Origin of the sequence: Longicatena sp. 210702-DFI.1.196 (assembly GCF_020563125.1) — a bacterium.
Taxonomy (GTDB): domain Bacteria; phylum Bacillota_I; class Bacilli_A; order Erysipelotrichales; family Erysipelotrichaceae; genus Longicatena; species Longicatena caecimuris.
The window spans coordinates 1-18851 of sequence record NZ_JAJCPX010000046.1 but is presented as its reverse complement, the minus strand read 5'-3'; the positions used below and the strand labels follow the sequence as shown (position 1 = coordinate 18851).

19 protein-coding genes and 1 riboswitch are annotated in these 18851 nt (G+C 37.3%); of the genes, 15 read left to right on the top strand and 4 right to left on the bottom strand.

The window, feature by feature from the left end:
• The first annotated feature begins 66 nt into the window (after positions 1 to 66).
• Entirely contained in the window at positions 67 to 531 is a 465-nt protein-coding gene (locus tag LI241_RS14090) for an S-ribosylhomocysteine lyase (RefSeq protein WP_008691137.1), read from the top strand.
• 130 nt (positions 532 to 661) lie between these two features.
• Here LI241_RS14090 and LI241_RS14085 read toward each other — a convergent pair whose 3' ends face one another.
• Positions 662 to 1027, bottom strand: coding sequence for a DUF6483 family protein (locus LI241_RS14085; protein ID WP_008691143.1), 366 nt, complete (start codon positions 1025 to 1027; stop codon positions 662 to 664).
• The gene (locus LI241_RS14080) at positions 1024 to 2007 is read right to left on the bottom strand and encodes a Gfo/Idh/MocA family protein (protein WP_008691144.1); all 984 of its coding nucleotides are present in this window, start codon (positions 2005 to 2007) and stop codon (positions 1024 to 1026) included. Before LI241_RS14080 ends, LI241_RS14085 begins: the two co-directional genes overlap by 4 nt.
• 125 nt (positions 2008 to 2132) lie before the next feature.
• On the opposite strand from LI241_RS14080, the gene LI241_RS14075 reads away from it, so the two are divergent.
• Both LI241_RS14075 and LI241_RS14070 read left to right on the top strand, forming a co-directional pair.
• On the top strand, positions 2133 to 2924 hold the full coding sequence (locus tag LI241_RS14075) for a Tim44-like domain-containing protein (protein ID WP_008691145.1): 792 nt from the start codon (positions 2133 to 2135) through the stop codon (positions 2922 to 2924).
• Positions 2884 to 3288 (top strand): (deoxy)nucleoside triphosphate pyrophosphohydrolase, encoded by a 405-nt coding sequence (locus tag LI241_RS14070; RefSeq protein ID WP_008691146.1) that lies wholly within the window; start codon positions 2884 to 2886, stop codon positions 3286 to 3288. Before LI241_RS14075 ends, LI241_RS14070 begins: the two co-directional genes overlap by 41 nt.
• Before the next feature lie 134 nt (positions 3289 to 3422).
• Here LI241_RS14070 and LI241_RS14065 read toward each other — a convergent pair whose 3' ends face one another.
• On the bottom strand, positions 3423 to 4154 hold the full coding sequence (locus LI241_RS14065; RefSeq protein ID WP_008691147.1) for a CPBP family intramembrane glutamic endopeptidase: 732 nt from the start codon (positions 4152 to 4154) through the stop codon (positions 3423 to 3425).
• Between the two features lie 174 nt (positions 4155 to 4328).
• On the opposite strand from LI241_RS14065, the gene LI241_RS14060 reads away from it, so the two are divergent.
• From LI241_RS14060 to LI241_RS14025, 8 genes are all read left to right on the top strand, one after another.
• Complete coding sequence (locus LI241_RS14060; protein ID WP_008691148.1) at positions 4329 to 5624, top strand: HD domain-containing protein; 1296 nt, start codon at positions 4329 to 4331, stop codon at positions 5622 to 5624.
• A gap of 117 nt (positions 5625 to 5741) precedes the next feature.
• Positions 5742 to 6074 (top strand): PTS lactose/cellobiose transporter subunit IIA, encoded by a 333-nt coding sequence (locus LI241_RS14055; RefSeq protein WP_008691149.1) that lies wholly within the window; start codon positions 5742 to 5744, stop codon positions 6072 to 6074.
• 221 nt (positions 6075 to 6295) lie between these two features.
• On the top strand, positions 6296 to 7081 hold the full coding sequence (locus LI241_RS14050; protein ID WP_008691150.1) for a Cof-type HAD-IIB family hydrolase: 786 nt from the start codon (positions 6296 to 6298) through the stop codon (positions 7079 to 7081).
• 305 nt (positions 7082 to 7386) lie between these two features.
• Positions 7387 to 7833 carry a LytTR family DNA-binding domain-containing protein gene (locus LI241_RS14045; RefSeq protein ID WP_008691152.1) on the top strand — a complete coding sequence of 149 codons (447 nt, stop codon included), beginning with the start codon at positions 7387 to 7389 and terminating at the stop codon, positions 7831 to 7833.
• Positions 7834 to 7845: 12 nt separating this feature from the next.
• The gene (locus LI241_RS14040; protein ID WP_008691154.1) at positions 7846 to 8562 is read left to right on the top strand and encodes a hypothetical protein; all 717 of its coding nucleotides are present in this window, start codon (positions 7846 to 7848) and stop codon (positions 8560 to 8562) included.
• Positions 8559 to 9329, top strand: coding sequence for a hypothetical protein (locus LI241_RS14035; protein WP_008691156.1), 771 nt, complete (start codon positions 8559 to 8561; stop codon positions 9327 to 9329). The genes LI241_RS14040 and LI241_RS14035 overlap by 4 nt, the downstream gene beginning before the upstream one ends.
• A 168-nt stretch (positions 9330 to 9497) precedes the next feature.
• Positions 9498 to 9595: riboswitch (purine riboswitch) on the top strand.
• A 64-nt stretch (positions 9596 to 9659) separates the two neighbouring features.
• Positions 9660 to 10892: a phosphoribosylamine--glycine ligase gene (purD, locus tag LI241_RS14030; protein WP_008691158.1), complete on the top strand. Its 1233-nt coding sequence runs from the start codon at positions 9660 to 9662 to the stop codon at positions 10890 to 10892.
• 27 nt (positions 10893 to 10919) lie between these two features.
• Complete coding sequence (locus tag LI241_RS14025) at positions 10920 to 12590, top strand: formate--tetrahydrofolate ligase (RefSeq protein WP_008691160.1); 1671 nt, start codon at positions 10920 to 10922, stop codon at positions 12588 to 12590.
• A gap of 312 nt (positions 12591 to 12902) precedes the next feature.
• Here the strand turns inward: LI241_RS14025 and LI241_RS14020 are convergent, their stop codons facing one another.
• On the bottom strand, positions 12903 to 14387 hold the full coding sequence (locus LI241_RS14020; protein WP_008691162.1) for a DUF1846 domain-containing protein: 1485 nt from the start codon (positions 14385 to 14387) through the stop codon (positions 12903 to 12905).
• A gap of 365 nt (positions 14388 to 14752) precedes the next feature.
• On the opposite strand from LI241_RS14020, the gene LI241_RS14015 reads away from it, so the two are divergent.
• The 4 genes from LI241_RS14015 (at position 14753) to LI241_RS14000 (ending at position 17943) form a co-directional block, all read left to right on the top strand.
• Positions 14753 to 14908 (top strand): hypothetical protein, encoded by a 156-nt coding sequence (locus LI241_RS14015; protein ID WP_155949110.1) that lies wholly within the window; start codon positions 14753 to 14755, stop codon positions 14906 to 14908.
• A gap of 217 nt (positions 14909 to 15125) precedes the next feature.
• Positions 15126 to 16391, top strand: coding sequence for a UDP-N-acetylglucosamine 1-carboxyvinyltransferase (locus LI241_RS14010; protein WP_227151379.1), 1266 nt, complete (start codon positions 15126 to 15128; stop codon positions 16389 to 16391).
• Between the two features lie 125 nt (positions 16392 to 16516).
• Positions 16517 to 17236: a chitin disaccharide deacetylase gene (gene chbG / locus LI241_RS14005; RefSeq protein WP_008691174.1), complete on the top strand. Its 720-nt coding sequence runs from the start codon at positions 16517 to 16519 to the stop codon at positions 17234 to 17236.
• A gap of 20 nt (positions 17237 to 17256) precedes the next feature.
• Positions 17257 to 17943, top strand: a complete 687-nt coding sequence (locus tag LI241_RS14000) for a LytTR family DNA-binding domain-containing protein (RefSeq protein WP_008691175.1) — start codon at positions 17257 to 17259, stop codon at positions 17941 to 17943.
• The last annotated feature ends 908 nt before the right edge of the window (positions 17944 to 18851 follow it).

The following is an 18851-nucleotide window of genomic DNA, read 5'->3' as shown; positions in this document are numbered from 1 at the left end:
AGAAAGGAAGATATTATTTAATTACCTGTTTCTTGGTTAATTAAATAATACAAGATAAGGATAGATATGGAAAAAATAACAAGTTTCTGTGTAAATCATGATATATTGCCAAAAGGCATGTATATTTCACGTGTCGATGGGGATATCATCACCTATGATTTGCGAATGGTTGTCCCTAATGGTGGAATATATTTGGAGAATGACGGTTTACATACCTTTGAGCATTTATTTGCGACTTATGTACGCAACAGTGCATATGCAGATGAGATTATCTATGCCGGACCAATGGGGTGTCGTACCGGATTTTATTTTTTAGTACGTGATAAAATGACGAAGGCAGAAGCGATTGCCCTTGTTCAAAAGACCATGCAATTCATCAGTAGTTATGAAGGTGCTATACCGGGAGCCCAAGAATCAAAAGAGTGTGGAAACTATTTGAATCATGATTTAACGAAAGCTAAAACGATTGCAAAGGAGTATTTAGAAGTCATTAAGGATTGGCACATCGAGCAGTTAACATATCCTCAATAATCAAACAAAAGCATGTTGTGGGAAACAGCATGCTTTTGATTATCTATTGATAATTAATTAAATGTAATAATCATGGATATCATGATACAGGAAGGTAGATGGTATATAAACTTTGCTTAGATCATGGCAGTTACAGTTCTATCCCATATTGCTTAGTAATAAAGTTCAAATCACTATATAGCTGATCTTTGGAATAGCCATGTGCACGCAGTTCACTGTCTTCTTTTGCGTTTACATAATCAAAGAAAGCCAAGGCTGTTTTCAAATATTCCAGATTCTTATCTGTGAAATGCTCAACTAAATAGTTCATGGCTTGGGCATAATTGTCTTCTTGGATGAGCTGGTAAATAGTATGATAATAAACTTTTGTCTCTTCGTCCTTTAATTCTTCTTCGGCCGTGATTTCTTCAGAGGCCTTGTGGAAAAACATCATGCGAAGCATTTTTGTCATGGAAGAGATTTGCCGCATCATCCAATCGTTTTCAAAGACACTCATGCGATATGATCCGCATCAAATATGATGCCGCCATCCTTACGTGCTGCTTCATAAACTTCCATTACCGTTCGGGAATACTCCAGCTTTTGGTAACAGGTAGTATAATCCTGTTCCGTAAAAAGGCGATTGAATTCTTTTACCTCATAGTACAATGCGATATCGTTTTGCGGCAATGTCAGATTTTCTTCTTTGCCATCCTTATAAATTTTTAATACCGCACATTTACTTGTTTCTGATTCTACAACAGCATAGCCCTTTTCTCCTTGAATCTGCGCCATGCAGCGACTTCTAGTATCTTTTGCCCCAACGCATACAGATGTAAAGCCATCATATTTTAAAATTGCTACCCCACTGGTGTCGATTCCACGCTGGATAGTTGGGAAATACTGTACGGCGTTAGGTTTGCCAAATAAACCAATCGTAAAATGTAGATTATAAATATTAATATCGGATAAAGCACCGCCTGAAAAGGCTGGGCTAAAGACATTTGGAGTCTCACCAGCCAAAAACTTATCATAACGACTGGAATATTGAGAAAAATTACACTGTACCATGCGAATGGTTCCCAGCTCAGGTAATTTCTCTTTCAGCGTTAGATAGTTTGGCATATGGGAAGTTACGATTGCCTCGAATAAAAATAAGTGATGTTCTCTTGCATAGGTATCTAAGATTCGAAATTCTCGACAATTAGAAGTAAATGGTTTTTCACAAATGACATGTTTACCATGTTGCATCGCCTGTAAGCTATATTGAAAATGTAAGCTGTTTGGTGAAGCTACATAAACAAAATCAATATCCTCACGATTTAACATTGCTTCTAAATCTTCATAGATGTCTTTGATGTCATACTTATCTGCAAGGTTTTGTGCATGCTCTTTCTTCCGGGTATACATGGCAACACATGTAACACCTTCATTTTGCTTAACAGCATCTAAAAACCAGTCAACAATGAATCCGGTACCGATGGTAGCTACTTTCATGATGAAATCCTCCTCTTTGTATAGTATAAATATATCACAAACCTAAAAGATAATGAAGGAGCATCGTTGGAAGTTATTGTAATTGTTAATGATTTTTGTATAATGTAGATAAGGAGAAAAAGGATATGAAAAAAGCATGGTTGGTATTTACCTGTCTGTTGCTTTGTATGATGACGACAATCCCTGTCTGTGCGCGAGCAGGTGGGGGTGGAAGCAGTGGCTCTGGAGGAGGCGGAGGTTCTTATGATGGGAGCCATACAAGCAGTAAATATAACAGCGAAGACAATGGTAACAGTTTTGGCGGTATACTTCATATCACCCTCATACTGTTACTTACTAGCGGAAGCTATCTTGTTTATCGCAGTAAAGTATTCAAGAAAAGCAGACAGAGCAAAAAGTTGTTAAAAGAAATAGATGATTTAGATGCTATTTGGGATGAAGACCATATTTATGAAAGAGTAGAAGAAATATTTTATGCTGTTCAAAATGCTTGGACAACAAAAAGCCTAGAAGAACTTCAACCATACTTAAGTGATGCTTTAATGGAGAATTGGAAAACAAAACTCGATTGGATGGATATTCGCAGGGAGCGGAATATCTTAGAAAATATTCAATTGTTATCGCGTTCCATTGTAGGTATCTATGATGACATAGATGATCGTAAAGATATGGTTTGGTTCTATATAGAAGGTAAGATGATTGATTATACGATTCATGAGGATGATGGCAGCTTGCTTGATGGTGATAAGCAAGCACATTCTTTTGTGGAATTCTGGAAGTTGATTCGCAAGGATGATGAATTTTATCTTGATGAGATACGTCAAAAAGCAGAAATGAATGTACAGGATTTTGTGAATTTCAGTGAGGAATTAGGAAATGAAAACAATGGAAATCGTATGCGGCATCCTTCACGATGAAGATGGCTATTTGATTGCACGCAGAGGAAAAGGGATACATGAAAATATCTGGGAGTTTCCCGGTGGCAAGGTAGAAAATGGCGAAACGAAGGAAGAAGCAATTTTACGTGAGTTAAAAGAAGAACTGAATCTAACCTGTCAGGTGGAAGGTTATTTGACAAGTATCGATGATGTGCGTGAAGATGTCGTGTTACATGTACATGCATATAGATGTAAGGTAATATGTGGAGAAATGAAGTTGCGCGTGCATCATGAGGTATGCAAAGTAAGGTTAGATGAAATTTATGCGTATCCATTCGAAAAAGCAGATGCCCCGATCTTAGAAGCTTTGCGAGTATATGAAGGGAAAAGTGAGGAAAGCTAGTGTGATGCAGAGGGTGCTTGTTCTATAAGGAAAATAAAAGAACTGTTGTGGCAGTTCTTTTATTTAACTAATGGATTTTATATAGAGAAGGACTAGCTTTAGCAAGGAATCTTGGACAAGCAGAAGCAATGCTTTTATCTTTCTTCATAGGATGAAGATACTGTTGTCTTTTTGCTTGTATTCTTTCGTTTTCTGTATTTTAGAAACTGTTCTAGTAACAACACTGCGGCTATGTAAATAAAAAGAGGGAATGCAATCCTATAGTTTAGATCCCATAAAGCATGGCAGAAAATAGCGAGCCATAAAGAATGTGTTCTTTCAAATAAACATATGAAAATAACGGAAATTAGAATGCTTAACACCACAAACCCAAAGATGTCATTTGTATGGCCGCTCATAAGCACAGGAAGGTGTGCAGCAGTAAATAAGATACAACTCATAAGCCCGGCAAAACCCTTACCGCGCTTTGTTTTAAAGGTTGTATACACAATACCGCGATACATGATTTCTTCCCATACCCCGGTCATAAGTAGATACTCGACAACGGTATAAATAAAGCTTGCAGAATCTATGGTTAGATCGCTTGCTAGCAGAAAATAGATAAATATAGAAACTGCGATATACACGATAAGTCCAATAATAGGGGGCCAGAGCATTTGTAAATTCAGCCATTGTTTCATTTCCTTACGATAACAAGTAAAAGCCAGTAAAAGAATAGGCAGATAAGAAATTAAAGAAATACCGAATGACACGAATAAAGATTGCGATGTGGTATTGATAAATAGATAACGGAAAGCGGTAAGCCAACCGATGTACATAAGACAAAAAATAAAGACACTCTTTTCTTTCTTCAAAATTTGTTTCATAATTCTGCCTCCTATATATAAAGAAGATCGTGATATAATAGTTATAGTGTATCATTAAAAAAAGAAAAGATAAAGCTAGCCAATAGTTTATGCAGCATCTAAATAATAAAACATCTCCTCCATATGCATTAGAATATAGTATAATATATATAATCATAGAAAAGAGGGAACCGTATGCAAAAAACATCTGAAACAAAGGTCTTGCGTGATCCGGTTCATGGCTATATTCATGTGGATCTACAAGTCGTATGGGATTGTATCAATGCCAGAGAAATGCAGCGCTTACGTCGCATTCATCAACTTGGCGGTGATTTTCAAGTTTATCATACTGCAGAACATTCCCGTTTTTCACACTCTTTGGGGGTATATGAAATCGTTCGAAGAATGGTGTATGAAATTGACAGCATTGCAGAATCTTTAAGTGAATATGGCAAAGCAGTTGTTATGCTGGCCGGTTTGTTGCATGATATCGGTCATGGCCCATTTTCTCATGCCTTTGAGGATATTTCTCCCCTTAAGCATGAGGAATATACGGTTAAGATCATTTTAGAAGACAGTGAAATTCATCGCATTTTAGCCAATTGTGATCCCGAATTACCGAATGATGTTGCCAGCATCATTCGGTATGAGAACCCCAAAGAATGTCTAAATCAAATTGTCAGTGGACAACTGGATGCGGATCGTATGGATTACTTATTACGAGATGCTTACTTTACAGGGACAAGCTATGGGAAATTTGATTTAGAGCGCATTCTTAGAACTATTCGTTTAAAGGATGAACGTATTGTAGTAAAACAAAGTGGCATCCACAGTGTGGAAGATTATATCATGGCACGTTATCATATGTATTGGCAAGTATATTTACATCCGGTGGCACGCAGTTATGAGGCATTATTATCAATCATGTTTCAAAGGATGAAGGATGTTGCTAAAAAAGATCCGGATGTTTTGCGTGAAGTTTCGATGTTTCATCCCTTTTTGTTTAAAAAAGAACCTGATATTGAAGATCTCTACCAGATGGATGAACCAGCTGCCTTTTATGGTTTTTCCCGTTTATTGTATTGCGGTGATGAAATTTTGTGTGACATTGCATATCGTATCTTGAATCGTAAATTATTCGCTTATAAAACAATTGAAAGTGAAAAGGATTATACAGCAATCTGTGATAAAGTAGCGGCAATGGGATATGATCCTACTTATTATGTATATCGCGATGCAGTATCTCAGCGCCCTTACTCACCTTATTCTATTCAGGATAATCCTCATAATATTTTAGTATTACAAGAAGATGGCAGTATTAAAGAATTGAGTGAAGCAAGTGAAATCGTCAAAGCTTTAACAAGAGCTGATTTAAAGGAAGAACACAAAATTTATTATCCGATTGAACATTTAGCCAATGAAGATGTTCGTATTAAGACGAAAACACACAAAGATTATAAGGAATCCACCATCTGGCAATTATCAGAATAAGGTGTGACTCTTACAAGATAACGGTTACAAATTTAGCAATTTTACGATTTTCTAGTGAATTCAGATAAGGGATATGGTACAATGAATAAACAGAAAACATGAATGGAGATGAATGCGATGCAACCATCTGAATTAGATATCCTGGAAATCATTTCATCTGTAGGACAGGCACGAAGTTTTTACATTGAGGCTATTCAGGAAGCAAAAAGTAAAAATTATGAGGGATGCAATGAGCTTGTGCGTAAAGGAAATGAAATGTATGCGAAAGGTCATCGGATTCATCAACTCATGATCCAAGAGGAAGCAGGGGGCAACCATGTAGAGGTAAATTTATTATTGACCCATGCGCAAGACCAGCTTATGAGTGCTGAGAGCTTTAAGATTCTCTGTGACGAATTTGTGGATACCTATCGTCGTCTCGATGAATTAGAAACACAAATCCATCGTTAAAGATAAATCGTTGGAAGCCTTGTTTAGAAGCTAGAATCATAAAAATATACAGAAGTAGATAGGCGTGCTGCTTCTGTTTTTTTATTCTTAATATTTATGGTACGGTTATCAAGTGTTTATGCCTTTTGCCTCACAAAAGGTTTTCAACAGCGTTCCCTCAACACTTGAGAAAGCGAAAGGTCTGTGTTAAAATGCTCTCAGGAAATAACAGGAGATATGTAATGAAGAAAAAAGCGCTATTTTTTGATTATGATGGTACACTCATTTCTGATGAAACACATACGATACCCAAGAGTGCACGCAAAGTATTGAATAAATTGAAAGATAAAGGATATTTATTGTTTTTGAACACGGGAAGAACAAAAGCAATCCTTGACCCAATCATATCTGAATTGGATTTTGACGGACAAATCTTAGGTTGCGGCAGTTATATCGAATACCATGATAAAGTGCTGTATGATGTGGATGTTGATAAGCAATTATATGAGGCAATCATCCAAAAGGTTGCTGCGTGTCATGTCGATGCCTTCTTTGAGGGAACGCATGCTTTATATATGACACATGGCATTCAATCACCTAGATTATTAAATTTGTTGGAGCGTTATCATGATGCCAATATGGTGATGAAGTCCGTAGATGATTTGGAAGATGATTTTGTGAAGATGTTTGTCAGTTATCAGGATTTGGATAAGGAACAGGAATTTCATGATTTTATCATCCAAAACTTTGAATATATTGACCGTGGGCAGCATTGTGCAGAGTTGATTTTAAAAGGTCATTCTAAGGCAACCGGGATTCAATTCATTATGGATAAGCTGAATATTGATATTGAAAACTGTTATGTGTTCGGTGATAGTAATAATGATTTAGCAATGTTTCGTTTTGTGGAAAACAGTGCTTTGTTAGGCAACGCCAATGAGCATCTCCATGAAGAAGTCATGCATGTATGCAGTGATGTAGATCATGATGGTTTAATGGAAGCTGTCAATGCTTTTCAATTATTATAAAGAGCAATCGTAAAGTGTCCTTTCAGTAGGGCGCTTTTTATATACGCAGATATTCAAATATGATATTCTTAAAAAGAAAAGATGGGTTTTATCACAATAAAAAGGGATTCTTGTTATCGTAAGGGTAGATATTCTTGCCATTTTTTATGGTATGGTGTTGGATAAGCAAATGCTTTATTGTTGGTAAAGAAGATTGCTTTATCGGCTTTTGCAGTGCAACTTATCCCCATAAAATGCAGGTTATAGAAAGTAGCTTGTCTTAAAGCGTGAATTCGTTAAACTAAAAGTGAAGAGAGGGAAAGATCATGAAAATAAGGTTGCTGTGTAGAAAAGAAACAGTGGAAAAAGTAAAGGCGGCTATCCAAAAGGGGGATGTACAATTTGATGATCATGCGAGTATGGTCTTATATGAAATTAACCATGAGTATGATTACCTGTTGGTAAAAGATGGCGAAGAGCATATGCGCTTGGCAGTGGATGAGATCCTGTATATTGAAAGTATTTCCCAGGAAATACTCGTCCATGCGAAAAGTGGCTGTTATCGTAGTAAGAATACGATGTATCAATTAGAAGCAGGCTTGTATGAAAAAGGTTTTCTGCGTGTTCATAAAGCGTATATCGTCAATAAAAAAGCAATTCGAAGGATTCGTACCAATCTTTATATGAAATTCACACTGGTGTTGGATAATCAAGAGGAAATTGAAGTATCACGAAGCTATTATTACCGTTTCAAAGAAGAGATGGGTTTCTAGGAGGCGAACAAGATGAAAGAACAATTACAAAAAATTTTTGCGCCGCAGAGTACAGAAGGGTTTCTATGCATGCTAGGTATTGTGATCTTACTGGGGGTATTGTTGTATGCAGGTTATCGAAAATTTTATGAAAAGCGAATCAATCAAGTGTTGACAGGGAAAAAGGTGCGTATTCTTTCTTTGGAAGCAATCATGATCCTATACTTTATCGCAAGCGTGATTAGCGTATTGGTGTATATGGGAAATGTCTATGCATTACCAAACCAGCAGATTGTAGAAGAAACGTGTAATGTAGAAAATGGCTATGTTGACTTTGGAAATACAAGAGAAGGTGTAGAGAAAAAGATTCGCGAGTTGCAGAAGCAAGCGAAAACCACTTTTATTCATCAAGAGAAAAAGAATAAAGATGGAACGATAAGCATGTATGCGGAGGCAGATGGGAAATCCTATATTTATGCTATCGTATATCCTTACACATATCCTTTAGAAAATCGTGAGTTCTTTCATATATCGGTAAATAATGCAGGTATAGGCGCTAGCTTTTATCAAGAAAGGGTAAAAAGTGAGAATGAGCTTATCGGAATGATCGTAGGACATCATAGAAAGAAAAATTGTCCGGTGGTTGAGTATGATTTGGAAATTTATAATTTTACCGAAGGTGAAAATAAGCATCCACTAGATATAAAACAGCATTTCCGTATTGAGAAAGGAGGCATTGAAACAAAATGAAAAAGAAAATAATCGTTGTTGTTGTATTGGTTATACTAGTACTTGGTGGTTATGCCGTTTGCAAGGCGACACAGAAAAAGGAAACCATGCTGCCTAAAATCAGTTACTATTATGAAATGGATAATGCACATTTCTGGCAAGTTGATTATCTCTATCAGGGAAGTGGGAAGTTTGTGGATATCCACGATTATCAGTGTGCTAAAAAGATGGATCCGCCTTATAAAATAATGCCTACTGAAATAATAAAAGATGATACTTGGCAAGAATTCTCTGTGATCATGCACCTGTTGGACAACAGTGAGCTTAGTTTTACGCAGCTGATTTATCAAGAAGGGGATAAGAAACATTCAGAAACGATCGGTGAGGTACACTTACAAAACCGCAAAGTAAAAACGTTTGATTTTGATGAAGGAGAATCTTTTGCTATGCGAGTTGATGGAAAACCGAAGGTGCTAGACCTTGAAATGCATGAGAAAACCAAAGGGAAACTACAGCGTATCGAATGTGTAAATCCACATGTTGGTGTACAATGGAAACAAGGAAAGCCAAATGTGGAAGATAAGAATATCAGTTATGAGTTAACCTTTCAAATAAAAGATAAAGGATATGACTACTATGCGACCAATCTTCGCTATTATTATGTACAAGATAGTAAAGAAGTCGTATACACCGGACAGGCAATCTTTTATCTAAAAGCGGATGGCAGTATCTTCCGTACGAATAATATCAGTGGTAGTGCATTTTTAGAAGATGAGGTGTCGCAATGACATCTTTTCTTTTATATGTTGAAGAAAAGCTAGTTAAGGTGAACTATGAAGGAAAAATAAGGGGGGATGCGAAAAATTGAAGAAGCGGGTTTTCCTACGGATGTAAAAAATCAATCGAAGTAAAAAAGGCAGCTATAATTAGGATTGTAAAAGTACATGAAATAAAGTAAAATAAATGTGGTAAAACCTTGTATAGTATCATAATTTGGTTGATAGTTTCTACCCGCTGACCTAATCGGTGGACTACAAGGAATCTTTTGACATGGTCATGAAGGTTTCTTGCGAACTTTTCATGTTTTTTTATTTTAGATAACAGAAAGGAAAAGAAAAATGAAGGTATTGGTAATTGGAAAGGGTGGAAGAGAGCATGCTCTTGCACTTGCAGCACATAAAAGTGCTTTGGTAGATGAAGTTTATGCTGCACCGGGAAATCCCGGCATGGCACAGTTTGCGACCTGTGTAGACATCAGTGACAGTGATGTGGAAGGTTTGGTTGCATTTGCGAAAAAAGAACAGATAGATTTGACAATCGTCGGACCTGAGGCTAGTCTATCCCTTGGTGTTGTCGATGCATTTCAACAGGCTGGCTTAAAGATTTTCGGACCTACGAAGGATGCGGCACAAATTGAGTCCAGCAAAGATTTCGCAAAGCAGATCATGGTGAAATACGATGTACCAACCGCTGCTTATGCAACCTTTGATAAGGAAGATGCTGCAGTTGCCTATGTAAAGGCACAAGGTGCTCCTATCGTTATTAAAGAAGATGGCTTAAAAGCCGGAAAAGGTGTTACCGTTGCTCAAAGTGAAGAAGAAGCGCTAGAGGCAATACATATTGCATTCGGCATTCCCGGTAATAAGGTTGTGATTGAGGAATGTCTGGTAGGCTTTGAGTTCTCTTTGATTTGCTTTGTATGTGATGATATCGTTGTGCCAATGCAGGTGGCTCAGGATCATAAATGTGCGTATGATGGAGATAAAGGTCCTAATACCGGAGGTATGGGCTGCTATTCACCGGTTAAGAAAATTACACCGGAAATCATTCAAGAGGCAATGGATACCATCATGGTGCCAATGGCCAAAGCAATGGTGAAAGAAGGCCATTCATTTACCGGTTTCTTATATGGCGGTTTAATGTTAACGGATAAAGGTATTAAGACCATTGAATTCAATGCCCGCTTCGGTGATCCGGAAGCAGAAGTAATTTTACCACGCTTAAAAAGTGATTTCGTTGATGTTATTTTGCGTGTGATGAATCATGAGGCTATGGAATTAACATGGGATGATAAGGTAACACTTGGTGTTGTCTTAGCAAGTGAAGGCTATCCTGCGGGAAGTACTAAGGATGCTGTGATTACAGGCTGTGATGAAGTAGATGCCCTTGTTTATCACATGGGAACGGCAAAGAAAGATGGTAAGTTAGTAACCGCCGGCGGACGTGTCATGATTGTTGTGGCACAGGAAGATACTTTACAAGCTGCATATGATAAAGCTTATCATGAGGTAGCAAAAATTCAGTGTGAGAAGTTGTTCCATCGCCATGATATTGGCAAAAAAGATATGTAATTGATTACGATCAGAAGGAGGAACGTCATGTTTAAAACAGATTTGGAAATTGCACAAGAATGCACATTGGAGCATATTCGCGATGTAGCGGCTAAAATTGGTGTTGAGGAAAGTGACTTGGAATACTATGGCAATTATAAGGCAAAAGTATCCCTGGATTTATTAAACCGCAATCAGGATAAAGCGGATGGTAAACTGATTCTGGTGACTGCCATCAATCCAACAAAAGCCGGTGAAGGAAAATCAACGACAACGGTTGGATTGGGAGATGCCTTAAACCGTATTGGAAAAAAGACGATGATTGCTTTACGTGAACCATCTTTAGGACCGGTCTTTGGTTTGAAAGGTGGGGCAGCCGGAGGCGGCTATGCGCAAGTTGTGCCAATGGAAGATATCAATCTGCATTTCACCGGTGACATGCATGCCATCACAACGGCCAATAATTTAATCAGTGCTTGTTTAGACAATCATATTCATCAGGGCAATGAACTGGATATTGACATTGAACATGTAACTTGGAAACGCTGTCTGGATATGAATGATCGCACGCTGCGTAATATCAATATCGGACAAGGCGCAAAAGCCAATGGTGTAGAGCGTAAGGATGGCTTTAACATCACGGTCGCATCCGAAGTTATGGCGGTGTTATGCTTAGCTACATCCCTCATGGATCTAAAAGAGCGTTTGGGTCGTATGTTGGTTGCTTATAATACGAAAAAGGAACCTATTTATGTAAAGGACTTAGGCATTGAAGGTGCTTTGGCTATGGTGTTAAAGGATGCCATCAAACCAAATATGGTGCAGACATTGGAACACAATCCGGTTTTGATTCATGGCGGTCCTTTTGCGAATATCGCTCATGGATGTAACTCTATTTTGGCAACTAAGACTTGTCTTAAACTGGCAGATTATACGGTTACGGAAGCTGGTTTTGGCGCAGATTTAGGAGCTGAAAAATTCTTAGATATCAAATGTCGCTTTGGTGGCTTAAAACCAAATGCAGTGGTTATCGTGGCAACGATTCGTGCTTTGAAGCAGCATGGAAATGTTGCTTATGAAGATTTAAAGGAAGAAAATGTCGAAGCTATGTTAGCCGGTTGTGCAAACTTAGCAAAACACATTGATACCGTAAAACAATTCGGTCTTCCTTATATCGTAGCGATTAACGAATTCGCAACCGATACACCAAAAGAAGTAGAAGCTCTAGAAAACTGGTGTAAAGAGCATCAACATCCAATGTCTTTATCTCAGGTATGGGCAAAAGGTGGCGAAGGAGCCATTGATTTAGCACAGCAGCTAGTTGCTTTATGTGATCAAGAGAATGCTTATGCGCCTTTATATGCTGTAGAAGACAGCATTGAAGATAAGATTCAGGCAATTGCAACGAAGGTATATGGCGCTGATGGTGTTGATTTTACCGAAGAGGCCAAAGCTCAGATTGCTCTGTATAATGCACTTGGCTGGAATAAGATGCCAATCTGTATGGCCAAAACACAGATGTCTTTAAGCGATGATGCGAAGGTTTATGGTGCACCAAAAGGTTTCCGTATTACGGTACGTGAATTAAATCCATCTTTAGGTGCCGGCTTTATTGTCGCATTGACCGGGAAAGTTTTGACCATGCCGGGTTTACCAAAACATCCGGCTGCCTTAGATATGGACATCAATGAAGAAGGACATATCGTAGGTTTATTCTAATAGAAACAAGTTAAACGATATAGTGATTGAAAAAGAAGAAATCCTATCCTTGTGTAAGTGATATTAGATTTCTTCTTTTATGTTGCTTCTTTGTTTTGTACCATAATGTCTAAAAGTGTATATCATAAAAGATTAAGGGCATGACTTTCTTCTTTTATATAATGCTGTTTTGACTATTGGTATGCAATAATTCCTACTGTATTTTTATCATATCTTATATTTTTAGAAAGACTATTGTATTCGATAGGGGAAAAATAAAAGGTTTGCTTCTTTCAAGACAGCAAACCTTACGATAGTTCAAGAGTGATTTAATTAACGATGATATAATTTTTTGGTCTGATACTGATCCTCGCAAGTCAGATTGACCTTTAACTTACGGAAGGTTCCCGCATCTACTTGTGATAGAATAACAGTACTATGGGCTTCACAATTCTTTAATTTATCAAGCTGCTGCAATGCCAAATGTGATACCGGATTGGTCGTAGCACTGATGGCAAGGGCGATTAGAACTTCATCGGTATGTAAACGAGGATTGTGATTGCCTAATGACCCCACTTTTAATTTTTGGATTGGTTCAATGATATTCGGTGATATTAAAGGAATGATATCATTGATATTGCCTAATTTCTTTAAGGCATTTAATAATGCTGCCGAACTGGCACCTAATAAAGATGTTGTTTTTCCTGTGACAATGGTGCCATCCGGTAATTCAATGGCAACAGCCGGTGCATTTGTCTCTTCCGCTTTGGTAAGTGCCGGTTTTACACAAGCACGTTCTTCCGGTATGATATTTGCCTGAGACATGATAATTTCTATTTTTTTGATTGTGTCTTCATTGGTATGTCCTTTTTTGAAGTCTACCTTCGCTTTATAGTAACGGCGAATAATTTCCTCAGTACTTGCTTTGCGTGCTGCTTCATCATCGCATATGCAATAACCAACCATGTTAACCCCCATATCCGTTGGTGATTTATAAGGGCTTACGCCTAGAATCTTTTCAAACATCGTATTTAAAACAGGGAATATTTCTACATCACGATTATAATTTACCGTTGTTTCACCATAAGCCTCTAAATGGAAAGGATCAATCATATTAATATCATTTAAATCAGCTGTCGCAGCTTCATAAGCAAGATTTACCGGATGTTTTAGAGGAAGATTCCAGATAGGGAAAGTCTCAAATTTCGCATAACCGGCTTTTACACCACGCTTATGTTCGTGGTAAAGCTGTGACAAACAGGTAGCCATCTTACCGGAACCCGGACCCGGAGCTGTCACCACGATTAATGGTTTCGTGGTTTCTATGTATTCATTCTTTCCATAACCTTCATCAGAAACAATCAGCGGAATGTTGTTAGGATAACCGGCAATCTGATAATGCAGGAAAACACGAATACCTAAATGTTCCAGGTGTTTTTTAAATGTATCAGCGGATGCCTGGTTCGCATATTGCGTAATGACGACACTACCTACAAATAAACCGGTATCACGGAAGGCATCAATCAAACGCAGTACTTCTACATCATAGGTGATTCCCATGTCGCTGCGAATTTTATTTTTCTCTATATCACTTGCGCAAACAGCGATAACAATTTCTACTTCTTCTTTCAGTTCTAACAACATTTTTAATTTACTATCTGGCTGAAATCCCGGAAGGACACGTGCAGCATGATGATCATCGAACAGCTTGCCGCCGAATTCCAGATATAGCTTATTGTCAAATTTAGAAATTCTATCTAAGATATGCTTTGATTGCAGTTTTAGATATTTGTCGTTATCAAAAGCGATTTCTTTCATCGTTCCACTCTCCTTTAAATCGTTTAAATCACTAAGTCTTATTATAGCAAAATAATTATATATTTACTAATTAAAATAGCAAGAAATAAGAAAATTCTAACAAAGGATTTTAGATGGGAAGAACTAGGCGAATAGGATGGGTTTATATAATTTCAATATGTTTGCGAAAGATTGTGATGAATACTCCTTTTGCATGCAATATTTAAAAAAGAAAGCAGGCAGGGTAAGGATAATTAAAATAGGAACAGGCTATTCGCAAACAAAGATATTATGCTGTTACAGGGTATCTTTTCATAGTGTATTTGAAAAGTCAATTAGTGTATACTTTATGGACCGTTTCTACAGTATGATTGATGATGATATTCATGAATACAATAATTGCCATTCGTTTTAACTTATCCGATGTGAAAAAGGTGTTTACTACTTATATGTCCAATGGCTATGTAAGATATTTCTTAGGAAAGCATGAGTACATGAAATCAAGCGAGAAAGCAAAAAGAGTTATATTTAAGGATGTATAACAATATATGGAAAATCGCTTTTCTTTAAAAAGCTATGTTATAATTATGTATAGGCAATTACCGCTTTTCATTGTGCTTCATAGGGAAATGTGAATTTGTCTATTTTCTCATAGCTATACGGGATAAAATGTTTTATAATAAGAATGCACTTTTTTACACGCAACTATCACGAGTGATAGATTTCATAATAAAATAGTAATACTGGAAGGAGATAAACATGGAAGAAGTTATCAAAATAGAAGGTGGACATAAATTGAATGGTACCGTGCGCATCAGCGGATCAAAAAATGCGACGGTAGCACTTATACCAGCAGCAATATTAGCAAACGGACCGGTTACGATATGTGGGGTACCAAGCATATCCGATGTAGAATCTTTATCTGTACTCCTTCGTGATCTTGGGGTTGTTGTCGATATACGTTCCTCTGACAGCATTATCATTGATCCGACACAGATGGAAAATAAACCTTTGATCCATGAAGCGGTAAATAAATTAAGAGCATCCTATTATTTTATGGGGGCATTATTAGGTAAATATGGCCATGCGGAAATTCGGATGCCCGGAGGTTGTTATTTAGGTCCTCGCCCGATTGATTTACATTTAAAAGGATTTGAAGCATTAGGAGCGACCATTCATTATGACCATGGAGCATATATCTTAGATGCACCACAATTGATCGGAAATAAAATTTTCTTGGATATTGCCAGTGTCGGGGCTACGATCAATATCATGATGGCTGCTGTTCATGCACAAGGCAGAACAACCATCGAAAATGCCGCAAAAGAACCTGAGATCATTGATGTGGCTACTTTATTAAATAAGATGGGTGCAAAGATACGTGGAGCAGGAACGAATGTCATCACGATTGATGGTGTTGAGGCATTAGGCGGCTGTTTCCATGAAATTATACCTGATCGTATTGAAGCAGCGACATATATCGTATTAGCAGCAGCAGCGGCTGATGAGGTTGTTGTGGAAAACGTCATTCCACAGCATTTAGAGTCCTTATTAAGCAAGCTGCATGAAATCGGTGTTGATATTAAGGTAGATGTAGATCGCCTGATTATAAAAGGAAATACGGGAAATTTAAAAGCAACAGATATCAAAACACTCCCATATCCTGGCTTTGCGACAGATATCCAGCAACCGTTAACGGCATTACTGACACAAGCACATGGACAGTCTATTGTGACGGAAACAATCTATACAGAGCGTTTTAAACATTGTCAGGAGTTAGCAAAGATGGGGGCTAATATTAATGTGATGATACCAAGCTCATTCATCAATGGACCGACACCATTATCCGGTGCTGAAGTGTCTGCAACCGATTTGCGTTGTGGAGCATGCCTTGTCATTGCCGGATTGATTGCAGAAGGAACGACAACCATTCGTAATATTTATCATATTGAAAGAGGTTATGAACACATTGATGAAAAACTGAGTGCTTTAGGTGCTAAGATTTGGAGAGAAACGATAGAGTAAAATAGAGCAGGTAAAAGCCTGCTTTTCTAATAGCGAAAGAGTCGCTTTATTTCGAACCTTCCTAAGCAGGAGAGGAAAAAAGGAGTATAATGAAGATGACGATATGTCAAAGGAGGAGCATTGAAATGAAGCGATTAATCGTTAATGCCGATGATTTCGGTTTCGATGAGGCAGTAAACTATGGCATCCTGAAAGGCTATCAGGAAGGCATCGTTACATCAACATCTATGATGGCAAATATGCCCGGATTTGCGCATGCTGTCACATTGGCAAAGCAGCATCGCGATTTAGGCATCGGTGTCCATTTAACCTTGACCTGTTATTATCCATTAGGTAAGGGGTATAAGAGCTTAACAAGAAGGGATGGTTCTTTTAAAAAGCAAGGGGATATCAATGAATTTGACGAAGAGGAAATGTATGAAGAACTAAAGCTCCAAATTGAAAAAGTGTTTGCGTCCGGTTTGCATCCTGATCATTTAGATTCTCATCATCATATCCATACCTTTCCTCATGTACAAGGAGTATTCGAGCGGCTGCAAAAGGAATATGATCTGCCGGTGCGCGGTGGGTTTCAATACGAAACAATGATGCCACATGCACTCTTACTTGATCAGTTTTATGCAGATGGTGCAACAATCTCAAATTTGAAACAAATTGTGGATTCTTTAGAGGAAGCAAACTGCTATGATTTAATGTGTCATCCGGCTTATCTCGATATGTTTTTACAACAAACAACTTCCTATAATATACAACGTATAAATGAATTGGATATATTATGCAACAAAGATTTAAACGAGTATTTACAAGCAAAAGGAATACAACGATTGCGTTATAGTGATTTATAAGAAAAGATGAGGTGAGGGTCATGTTAAGGGTGGCAATTTTAGAAAGTGAAGAAATGGTAAAAAATATCTTATTTATTTTAGGAGATATTTTAAAGGATGAAGATTGGACCTTTCAGTATTTCGCAAAGTTGTCACAATTTGTGAAAGCCCAACAGCAGAAAGAATATCAGATTCTTATTCTTCAAGATAAATTTGACACGCAAAGAATTGCCGGCACCTTTATTCAACCTTATCCGGAACGTGTTGTCATATTTACAACGTTAGAAGAAAAACGCTATGAGCATGAAGTTGGCAACTTTGAACGTATTTTATATATCGATCGTAGACGGTTACGACATGAATTTCAGCGTATTGATCCTTTTGTGCGAAATTTATTGGCCAATCAGGAAGAATATTTCTTCTCTTATAACCATATCAGTGTACCTTTGAAAATCAGTGATATTTATTACATTGAAAAAGATAATAAAAACCTTGTTTATCATACAAAACGAGGAGAATTCAGTGAACGCAAGAGTATTAAAGATGCTGAAAAGTATTTTGAAAAATATCACTTTTTACGGATTCATTCCAGTTTTTTGGTTAATTTGCAATATGTAACACGATTTGAAACAGAAAGTGTATTTTTGCAGAAAATAGAATTACCTTTTGCAAGAGCTAGACGACCGGAAGTCATTGCCAAAGTAAGAGATTTCACTAAGCATACATAAAGTAACAGATTATTCCAAAAAAACGCCAGATTTTCCACTTCTCTTTACATAACCAGATTGACGAATATAATGAAAGTGTAAAGAAAAAGAAAACAAAAGAAAGCGGTGAGAAGATGGGAACGTTTGATCGTTGAATTATGGAACTTGTCCAAGGCTGATGCGTGAAAGGGTATCTTGTAGAGGTATTCCATCAGAGGAAAGTTATTTCAATATCATAATCTCAACATAATTTAGGAAAATACGGTGAGGATCATCGGAAGTTAAAGCCTGAAGAAGTACTGGTGACAGCAGACAAGGTATCAGGAAACGATAACAGTGATGTTATCACTCATAGGGATATGAGGAAACTCCATAGTATTGTTCCATTAGGATTATAGAATTTATCAAGAAACTACTTCGTAATAACAATATATGTATAAGGGTGGTGAGAAGATAAATTATATAAATCATGTTAAGATAATTTCGTTGTAAAGAGAACCGTAAGAAAGTGTTTCACATATTGGTTGTGTAAATAGTAGTAATTACGTAAGTGTATCAAACAATGAAAGGGTAACATGATATTCACAAACGTTAAGTATACTGATGAGATTTGAGCAGCGTCATTGGAATTCAAGCAAAGTCAGGAGAAATCAAAAGCGTAAGTGAAAATGTGAAACATAGGCAATAAGAATGCAGTAAGGTGAAATAACTGCGCTAGATAAGGAAATAGGAAAAGACCTATGTGGACATAATGAAACAGATACGTAGCGCTATTCTTGATTGATGTATTGTAATTTGATGGAAATCGCGAAGTAAAAAGATGAATATCTTATACAAAGACATGAAAGAGAATGGTCGTGATAAACATACAAATAAAGGGGCTCTAAATTAACGTGGGGTTGAGCGAAAAAAGGCTCTAAATTATTGTG

Coding starts and splice junctions, on each gene's coding strand:
- LI241_RS14035 (WP_008691156.1), top strand. CDS start 8,559: ATGAAAAAGAAAATAATCGTTGTTGTTGTATTGGTTATACTAGTACTT.
- LI241_RS14050 (WP_008691150.1), top strand. CDS start 6,296: ATGAAGAAAAAAGCGCTATTTTTTGATTATGATGGTACACTCATTTCT.
- LI241_RS14010 (WP_227151379.1), top strand. CDS start 15,126: ATGGAAGAAGTTATCAAAATAGAAGGTGGACATAAATTGAATGGTACC.
- chbG (WP_008691174.1), top strand. CDS start 16,517: ATGAAGCGATTAATCGTTAATGCCGATGATTTCGGTTTCGATGAGGCA.
- LI241_RS14055 (WP_008691149.1), top strand. CDS start 5,742: ATGCAACCATCTGAATTAGATATCCTGGAAATCATTTCATCTGTAGGA.
- LI241_RS14080 (WP_008691144.1), bottom strand. CDS start 2,007: ATGAAAGTAGCTACCATCGGTACCGGATTCATTGTTGACTGGTTTTTA.
- LI241_RS14015 (WP_155949110.1), top strand. CDS start 14,753: ATGAATACAATAATTGCCATTCGTTTTAACTTATCCGATGTGAAAAAG.
- LI241_RS14000 (WP_008691175.1), top strand. CDS start 17,257: ATGTTAAGGGTGGCAATTTTAGAAAGTGAAGAAATGGTAAAAAATATC.
- LI241_RS14045 (WP_008691152.1), top strand. CDS start 7,387: ATGAAAATAAGGTTGCTGTGTAGAAAAGAAACAGTGGAAAAAGTAAAG.
- LI241_RS14040 (WP_008691154.1), top strand. CDS start 7,846: ATGAAAGAACAATTACAAAAAATTTTTGCGCCGCAGAGTACAGAAGGG.
- LI241_RS14085 (WP_008691143.1), bottom strand. CDS start 1,027: ATGAGTGTCTTTGAAAACGATTGGATGATGCGGCAAATCTCTTCCATG.
- LI241_RS14065 (WP_008691147.1), bottom strand. CDS start 4,154: ATGAAACAAATTTTGAAGAAAGAAAAGAGTGTCTTTATTTTTTGTCTT.
- LI241_RS14090 (WP_008691137.1), top strand. CDS start 67: ATGGAAAAAATAACAAGTTTCTGTGTAAATCATGATATATTGCCAAAA.
- purD (WP_008691158.1), top strand. CDS start 9,660: ATGAAGGTATTGGTAATTGGAAAGGGTGGAAGAGAGCATGCTCTTGCA.
- LI241_RS14060 (WP_008691148.1), top strand. CDS start 4,329: ATGCAAAAAACATCTGAAACAAAGGTCTTGCGTGATCCGGTTCATGGC.
- LI241_RS14020 (WP_008691162.1), bottom strand. CDS start 14,387: ATGAAAGAAATCGCTTTTGATAACGACAAATATCTAAAACTGCAATCA.
- LI241_RS14025 (WP_008691160.1), top strand. CDS start 10,920: ATGTTTAAAACAGATTTGGAAATTGCACAAGAATGCACATTGGAGCAT.
- LI241_RS14075 (WP_008691145.1), top strand. CDS start 2,133: ATGAAAAAAGCATGGTTGGTATTTACCTGTCTGTTGCTTTGTATGATG.
- LI241_RS14070 (WP_008691146.1), top strand. CDS start 2,884: ATGAAAACAATGGAAATCGTATGCGGCATCCTTCACGATGAAGATGGC.